General features: G+C 62.0%; 4 protein-coding genes. 1 reads left to right on the forward strand and 3 read right to left on the reverse strand.

Annotated elements, in window-relative coordinates; translation table 11 throughout:
• Positions 1-123: 123 nt before the first annotated feature.
• Both ACTWP6_RS29260 and ACTWP6_RS29265 read right to left on the reverse strand, forming a co-directional pair.
• Positions 124-1,698, reverse strand: a complete 1,575-nt coding sequence (locus ACTWP6_RS29260; RefSeq protein WP_443189508.1) for a GmrSD restriction endonuclease domain-containing protein — start codon at positions 1,696-1,698, stop codon at positions 124-126.
• 1 nt (position 1,699) lies between these two features.
• On the reverse strand, positions 1,700-4,495 hold the full coding sequence (locus tag ACTWP6_RS29265; RefSeq protein WP_207554209.1) for a DUF1156 domain-containing protein: 2,796 nt from the start codon (positions 4,493-4,495) through the stop codon (positions 1,700-1,702).
• A gap of 137 nt (positions 4,496-4,632) precedes the next feature.
• Here ACTWP6_RS29265 and ACTWP6_RS29270 point away from each other — a divergent pair, with 137 nt between their 5' ends.
• On the forward strand, positions 4,633-5,592 hold the full coding sequence (locus ACTWP6_RS29270) for a DUF6615 family protein (RefSeq protein ID WP_233213713.1): 960 nt from the start codon (positions 4,633-4,635) through the stop codon (positions 5,590-5,592).
• On the opposite strand, the gene ACTWP6_RS29275 is transcribed toward ACTWP6_RS29270, so the two are convergent.
• Complete coding sequence (locus ACTWP6_RS29275; protein ID WP_443189509.1) at positions 5,580-8,234, reverse strand: helicase-related protein; 2,655 nt, start codon at positions 8,232-8,234, stop codon at positions 5,580-5,582. The genes ACTWP6_RS29270 and ACTWP6_RS29275 overlap by 13 nt on opposite strands.
• Positions 8,235-8,439 lie beyond the last annotated feature (205 nt).

Below are 8,439 nucleotides of genomic sequence, written 5' to 3' on the forward strand. Positions count from 1 at the left end.
GGTACAGCGGCAAGGTATCCAGCACCTGCCGCACACAGCGCTCCCTGACGTTCGGGTCGATCTTCTTCGGCATGGTTTGCATCCTTCCAACTCAGAAAGATGCGGCATCAAACCTGGGGCGCTTCAGGATGGCGCCGCGCCGCCGATGATGCGGTTCGTACGCGCGCTGATCGTCGTCTTGTTGACGATGCTTTCGCGGTGCTCGTGGTCAATGCCGTTGTCGTCACACCACTTCTGTGGGAACACGTGATGGATGTCGACGGCGAGGTCGACGTATTGCACCTTGTCGAAGGTCTTGTCCTCCATCCAATCCCGAGCACCTCTGGCGAGGATGAGCGCCGCAATACCCTTATAGGCCGCCGCGTTTCGTCTACGCAGCGAGTGCAGACGGGATTCGGTGAAGCTGGCGTCCTGGATGGTGCGCGGTGTCGGTGCGGACTCGTCGATCGCCCAAGCGGGGACAGCTTCGATGTCGCGGGCGAAGCGTGTTTCACTTGCCGACCCGTAGAGTTCGCCGAGGACTCCGCACCAGAACCAGCGGACCAGACGCTCGCTGACGCTGATCAGATCCGCGTCCTTGCCCAGCGCCACCTTGATGGCCGCCAGTGGAACGAGTTGCTTGGGGTACGGTACGTCGCGCGGAGCGAAGATGTGGCGGTCCGCCAGGAACGTCGCGGCCCAAACGAATGCCTCCCGCAGCGGGTCACGCCACTTTAGGTAGTCGGTCAACGTCAGCCTCAGCACGTCCTCACGCTTGGCCGAGATCGCCGGTGGCCGGTCGGAGGTGTCGGCGAGATGTCGCTGCCGGGTGGTGAGCATTGTGACGGCCTGCAGGAAGTCGGTGTTTTCGACGGCGGCCAACACTGGGTAGGACGCCCACTTAAGCTGGGTCTCCTTCCAGTCGTCGTTCAAGCGGAAGTCTTCCCCGGCCGACTCAAAGTAGTGCGCATCGCCGGCGAAGACGGCGGTTAGCAACTCGAATACATTGAGCGGCAGACCGCCGATATTGACTTTCTCGAAGACAGTCGCCACGGCCGCCTTGTCGGTGTTCTCATCGAGGATGATCGCCGGGATGTCATAGGTAGCAGCGGGTTTGATGAATTCTTCGTGGAACTTCTTGCCAAGTTCGCGGTCCTGTAGTTCGAGGATCCAGCTCATGTAGTCCCCGTAGAGCAGGTGCAGCGGAAAGTAGCCATGTTCGCGCTGCTTGTCGTGGTCGCTCAGGTCGAGGACGACGTCCTTGCCGAAGTTGGTGCGGATGACACCATCGGCGGGAATCGAGATGATGGCTTCGTCGACACGATTGGGGTCACTCAGTGCCGTCTGCATGTGGACGAGGTAGCGTCGGTCGAGCAGCTTTCCTCGGCTGTCCTTCGTCGCAACGACGCCGTTACCGCTGAGCGCCTGGGTGAGCGAGGTGAGACGCTGCTGTCCGTCCAGTAGTAGAAACTTCGCTTGGACACCCGCTGCCAGATCGACGCCTTCGATTGCGCGAGGCTTGAATCGCACTTGAGAATTGCCGGTTTTCAGGAGCATCACTGCGCCTAAGGGGTGTCCGCGCAGCACCGTGACCAGGAGTTGACGGATGCGTTCATCTTCCCACTTGTAGCCGCGCTGGAAGTCCGGCAATTGGATCTCGCCAGACCGAGTCCACGCCAGGTACTCACCCAACTCATGCATCGGCGTCAGGAATCCCACGTCAGTCCTCCTCGGTGAAGTCGAACGCACTCTGCGAGCTCGCCGCCGACGCGTCAGACCGTGCAACATCGACAATCTCCGGCCAGCTGGTGACGAGACTGTTGAAGCTCAGCGCGTCTTTGGTCCAGCCGCTTGCCTCCGCGACCCGGAACAGCAGGTGCGCAAGCTCCTTGACCAGATCAGCGTCGACGGCACCGTCGGGACGACGCATTGCTGATCGCAGGAACTCACCAGCGGGCGTAATGCCTTCGCCCTCCAGGATCCCGATCAGGTGGTGCATGGCCTCCCAGTTGCTGGTCTGTTGGTCGGTCAGAATGTTGTAGTCCGCGCTCAGATCTGACGGTTTGGTTAGTTGGACCTTTCCGGCCCGACTGGTCAGAATGCCGCCGCGGTCCATCGCGTCCACGGTGGTGTTGCGGGCGTTGGCGAGATTGTTGGCGTCACCGAACGTTCCTGTGTTGTAACCGTGTTGGCGATACCAGGCAATCGCGAACCGCGTCGTCGAGTCGAAGTCGCCTTCCTGCTCGTTGAGCACTTGATCGAGGATCTGGTTGATCCGAGCTAAGGCAGAACGCACCGACATCTTCGACCCGTCAGGCTCCAGCACCGTCGAATAGCGGGAGAACACAGCCATGCCCGGCCCAATGGCGGCTTGCGGTAGGTCAACCGGTGCGATCGCGCCGTGCTGAAGCTCCTTGAGCGCTTGCGGGAGTTCAGCTTTGAGGGCCTCTACGAACTCGCGTCGGTCGGTGCTCGGGGCTGAGAGTGGACGCGGCCGCAACGCTAAAACAATCGATGAAGCAAGGGCGTTGGTCCCGGAACCGATCATCCGGTTGCCTAGTTCACTACGCACGGGCCACGTGGCAGTGACCGCCCACCCCGACCGGATCATTCCTTCGAGGAGTGTTTCCCAGCCCGTAGATGATTCCCCGACAGCGGTGGCTTCTGATTGCTTAAAGGCGTAGTAGACGGTGATCGGCAGGTCGGTAAAGGCAGACTCGCGCGCTTTAAAAAAGACCTTGCGAAAGCCATCCTCGAAGAACTGATGTGCGCCGCTCCTGCCGCCGTGACGATATGGATTGGCCACGAGTTCCTCGGTTTTGGGAACCAACATTGTGCTGAGCAGTTGGGGGTGAATGGAACGCAGCGATCGGCGCAGCCAGATATAGAAGAAGTCGGATAGATCTGAATAACCGATGTTGTCGTAGTACGGCGGATCGGTTGATACGAGATAACCGCTGTATCCGCGCTCCGCTGCTGAGGCCTGGCCGACGACTCCAGGAACACCACCGGACGACTTATCTAGCACACGGCTAATCCATAGAAGATCTTCCTCGAAATCTCCGCCTGAGCCGCCCCAGGGGTTCGACTCGGCATAATCCCAACTCATGGGAAGTGCTTGGCGCGCGAATACGCTTCGCACCGCCTCCATCTTCGTGCTGGAGTCCCACGAGCATATGGTGCTCGCCTTATTGGTCATACGGCTGATCGCGAAGCCGAGATATGTCGCAACGGCATCGGCGTATGCCGCAGCACCTGTGCCGCCGGCTTCGAGACGAACGCCTTCGGGCGTGCCGGCGGCGAGGGCGTCGGACAGCACTCGTTCACGGACCTCCGCGACGAGGTCGCTGAATGTGGTGAGCGCGGTGAGTTGCCGCGCCGTAAATAGGTCAGCGAACGTCGTCATGCCGTAATTCGGTGTCTTGAAGTCTCGTGGATTGTCCGCGAGGTCACCACTTGGCACACTGTCAGGGCGCTTGACCGAAGCGGCCGATTCATGCTCGACTGTGGGATCCAGGTAGATGCGCGCGCGATTGCCTTCGGCGACAGTTGCCATGAGCTGAGCATCCAAACGTCCGGCCCGTCCCTCGGTGCGGATGTACTTCAATTCCACGGCCGATCCACATCCGATGCACGTAGCGCCGGTGCGGCCCACAGTGCCGTCGTTGGCTGCGGTAGGAGCGCGCTTGGGGTCATGTCCGATCGTAAAGCGAACGGTGCTGTCGACTACGGACGGCACCACGTAGGCTTCCTTCCCCTTCTTCTTGCCGAGCGACCAGGAGCGCACGAGCGGCATCGCGATGCCGCAGGCGGGGTTGGGGCAGGTGACTGTGCGCGCCCAGATCCAGGCGATTACGGTCGCCTGCGAGCCGTCTGACAAGGTGGCCTTGGGGTAGAGGTGTCCGATGCGTTTTTCGGCTTCGTGTCGCATCCATTGGCCGTAGCGGCGGACGTCCTCGGCCATTCCGGTCGCAGCCGGCCACGGATGGGAGAGTTGGTCCTTGGCGACGTCGGGGGACACCGGCGCCCTCCCGGCGAACTTCGGCGGAATCTCAATCAACGCCTTGTTGATTAGTACCGCAACAGGATTCAGGTCGGATGCGTGCGCCTCCAACCCGAGGCGCTGTGCCTCCAGCGGGATGGTTCCACCGCCGGCGAAGGGGTCGAGGATCGGCGGTGGATTGCCGCCGGTGGATTTGAGGATCTCGGAGTGGGCTTCAGCGAACAGCTTCTCGTCGCGAATATTCTCCCAGACGACGAGCCGCTCGATAAGTTTGTGTAGCCGTTCGCGCTCCTTGCGTTGCAACTCCTCAGTCGGGAACTCCTCGAGATTCGACGACGGGTCGTCGACGAGCTGCGCGAACAGCACCGCACGGGCAGCAGCGAGGGGGCGTCGGGCCCACCACAGGTGCAGCGTGGAGGGATGACCGTGCCGAATCGACTTCTCACGGGCCGACTCTCGGTTGATCACCTCGAGAGGAAGTGCCACCTCGATCAACTTGCGCTTCTGAACCACATCGACCCTTCTGCCCAGCTCTCGGGCATGACCACGCGGCGCCGCGGCGCCACTGCCTGCTGAAACCCATCGACAGTGCGCGACGACACCTGGCTCATCCCGCAGGCTCGACCTATCGCATATGCGAGTATTCGGCCGTGGCGACGGTGGAGACGGCGTTCAGGCGGGCGCGAGAGCATTCCGTGCAGCACATGGCGGCTTGTGAGCGAGCATTTCTGCCGTGGGGTGAAACGGCTGTCACCGAGATCGTGATCTCCCGCGCCGCTACGGCCGTCAGCGTGGTTCCGTTCACTCAGCCCGCAGAAGCCACCAGCGGCGCCGACTGGATCTGGTGGTGGGTGGACGCCGACTCCGCCTACGGGATGCTCGTGCAGGCAAAGCGTCTGACGGTGCACGAAAGCAATTGGCGATTCGATTTCGGATACCGCACCACCGCGGGCGGTCAGGAGTCGATCCTGAGGGCGACAGCGGCGAGTCTGAACCTGGTGCCGGTGTACGCGCTCTACCTCGGTACAGGCGGCTACCGAAACTGGGAGCCGTGCCCCGACGATCACCGAGTGATGCGCTGCACATCGTGCGTGAAACGCTCTATTTCCCTGATGCCGGCTCTGCTGGCCGACCCGGCGATCGTCAACGATTCGGTGACCACGTACGAACGCTCGGTTGCGCTTGAAGAGCTGTGGAAGCCGAGTTCGACACGAACGCTGCTCATCCCCACGCTGGTGGAGGATATGGACCCTGAGCTCATCAACTTTCTGCTGACCCCTCAGTCGGGAGTCCGGCAAGTGGCAAAGTCGATGATCGACCAACTTCTCAGGGCGCGTGCGGGGCAGTTCACTGCGGTTTCGCCGTCCGCTCCGAGCATCGTGCGCAGTGGCGGTCATGACCGCCTTGGACCCGTCTTCCCAGACTTGCCCTCTGATAGTGGCCACTGGGGAGTTCCCTACTTCCAGCACGCGCTCGAACCTCTGCGCCACGCTCCGCCCGACTACGTGCTCGAAATCCAGTCGGGGGAGTTCGACGCCGACGAAGTGGCGTCGAACATGCCCGACGATGTGACAGGAGTCATTGTTGTGCGGCTGCCTCAAAATGGCTGAGTCCCCTTCGCCCACATTTTCGCCCAATCACCGCGGATGCCGGTCGAGGCGAAATCACCCAGATCCGTTGATGCGAACGGGTTGTCGAGGTAGCGCACTTCATCATGGTCCGGGCCTCGCGGATCAACCCTGACCAAGGCAAGCCGGTAGCGTGGGGCCGCGTTCTTGCCGACCATCACCTCGTTGTGCGTGACAAAGAAGTCCGCGGCACCCTCCAGTCGGGCCTTGACTTCGATGCGGTAGGTGCCGCCACTCACGTCCGAGGACAGGATGTCGAATCCCTTGTTGTTGAAGGCCTGTTCGATCGGTCTACGGCCAAGCGCTCGTTCCGTCACCATCACCAGATCGACACCGCGCCGCTCGACCTCCTTGGTCTCCTTGGCATGGATCGGCGCTGACGCCGGAAGTTCGCCATCAACCATAGCTACGGGTAAGACAAGCGCGGCAGTGACGATTCTGGGTGGCTTGATCGACATGAGCGACTGCTTGTCGAGCAGTTCAAGCCGGTTTCGTAGGCGAGCGTCGAGTTCCACCGCCTTGCGGTTGAGGCTCTCGGCCGACTCCTTCGGCTTTTCGCCGGTCTGCTCCTTCTCCGCGGCCACCGCAGCATCGAGGAGCATCCGATCCCGTTCGCCTTCAAGGCGTTTCACGACTAGATCGCGGCACTTGGCGAGTTCGGCGGCACGCCGTGGTTGTACTTCGGCCAGATACTCGGGAAGTTGGGTCGTGATGATCCAGCTGTTCGCGCGGTCTTCGGCGTCGGCCAACCAGGGGAGCTGGCGAGCCGTAGCGACGGCTGGTGTGTCGGGTGCGGCGACGCAATCGAGATAGGGGGCCGGCCCTGCGGGCGTCACGGTGCCGAGGCTGTCGACATAGGCGTAGCCAAATCGTCGGGACACCGCAGCGCCAGTGGCGTCGGCGACCTCTTCGACAACGCCGACGAGCAGGTGAGGCTCCTCCAGCGTCGCTGATACCAGCACGGTGCCGCTGTTTAGTGTGCCGCCAAAGTGTCGTATCGCTTCGTCCATCACTGCGTCGTGCAGCGGGTGTCCCGGTGCGAGCAGGTCGGCGCGTGCCAGCTCTTCGGAGTGCACATGTTCAAGGTCGAAGGCGACGCGGTCATACTTGGTGGCGATCGGCTGGTACTTGCTGGCCCTGAGTTGTGCCGGCACGTTGGCGATTTCGTAGCGACCGCGTTCACGTTTGGCGATACGGCCACCGAGTCGAGTGAATGCCGCCTTGAACGCGAGTTCGATGTAGTGCGGCTGGAGTCGGCGGGCGCGGGCCTCGTCCATGGCGGCGCGAAGCTTGGCGAGGTCAGCGTCGGCGAGGTGGTCTGAGGCGAGTGCTCGTTCGTCGAGCAGTTCCTTGAGCCCGTCGGATACTTTGTGGTCGATGACTTCGTGCATCTTGGCGCGAACTTCGGGAAGTTCGCCATACCGGATCGCGTCCAGAAGCAGTTCTCGCAGGGGAGTCTCCGAGAATGCTTCCCCGAGGACGTCGAAGACTTTGCCGCCATAGGCTTTTCGCTGTTCTTCGATCTTGGCAAGCAGCCGGACAAAGACGTCACCTTCGCGGGTGTTGCTGGCGACGATGTTCCAGAGGCGGCAGACTTCCTCCTGGCCGATGCGGTGGATACGGCCGAAGCGCTGCTCGATCCGGTTGGGGTTCCACGGCAGGTCGTAGTTGACCATGAGGTGGGCAGCTTGCAGGTTGAGGCCTTCGCCGGCGGCATCGGTGGCCAGCAGGATCTGGCAGTCCCTGTTCTTGGTGAATTCCTCGGTGATCGTTCGGCGCTCTCTGCGGCGCACTCCGCCGTGGATCGCCTGCACGGCGTTGGGCTTGCCGATTAGCGTCCGGATGCGACCGGCCAGGTAGTCGAGGGTGTCGCGGTGCTCAGTGAAGATGATCAGCTTGCGCGGCCAGCCGTTCGCGTCGACGGTCAGCGCCTCGTCCTGCAGGATGCGGCTCAACTCGGTCCACTTGCGGTCGGTGCCCGAATCGCGAACCAGCTTGGCGACCGTCGTCAGCTCGGCTAGTTCGAGCAGTTCGGCATCAAGTTCCTCGACTGTCTGCGCAGCGGTGGCGGCGTCGAGCAGCTCCTCTTCGAGCTCCTCGATCTGCTCGGAGCTGTAGTCGTCAGCGTCGAGTCCTTCGACGTCGACGGTCGGCTCCCTGTCGGTGTAGGTGCCGTTGAGAATTTCGAGCTTCTTGCGCTCGAGCCGTTCGGTACGGCGCACGAGGCTCTTGTAGATGGCCTCGGGGCTCGATGCCAGGCGGCGCTGCAACACGGTCAGTGCGAAGCCGACCGTGTTCTTGCGTTTGCCGCCCACCCGGTCGGCACGATTCATGCCCTCGCGGACGTAGGCGGTGACCTGCTCGTAAAGCGAGTACTCCAGTTCGGTGAGTTCGTAGGGCACGGTCTCGGCGCGGCGCTCGGGAAAGAGCTTCTTCCCGTCAAAGGTCAGCAGGTCTTCTTTGACCATGCGGCGCATGATGCCGTCAGTGTTGGCGGTCTTGGTGTTCTTACCTTCGAAGCGATCGCGGTCCAGCAGGGTAAGGAAGAGCTGGAAGTCTTCTTCCTTGCCAGAGTGTGGAGTGGCAGTCATCAGCAACAGGTGCCGGGTGATGCGGCCGAGCATCTCACCGAGCAGGAAGCGCTTTGTCTTTTCCAGCTTGCCCCCGAAATAGTGGGCACCCATTCGGTGGGCTTCGTCGACTTTACTGATCGGACTCACGGAACCGGGCCGCGGATCGTGCGGGAATGCATCGCGCACATGTAAGCCACACGACGCGGGTACGGCGTAACTACCCGATTAGATCGGACCGCTGGCTTGCTAGGGTATT

Source organism: Mycobacterium sp. 4D054 (assembly GCF_052245755.1).
Taxonomy (GTDB): Bacteria; Actinomycetota; Actinomycetes; order Mycobacteriales; family Mycobacteriaceae; genus Mycobacterium.

Coding starts and splice junctions, on each gene's coding strand:
- ACTWP6_RS29275 (WP_443189509.1), bottom strand. CDS start 8,234: ATGCTCGGCCGCATCACCCGGCACCTGTTGCTGATGACTGCCACTCCA.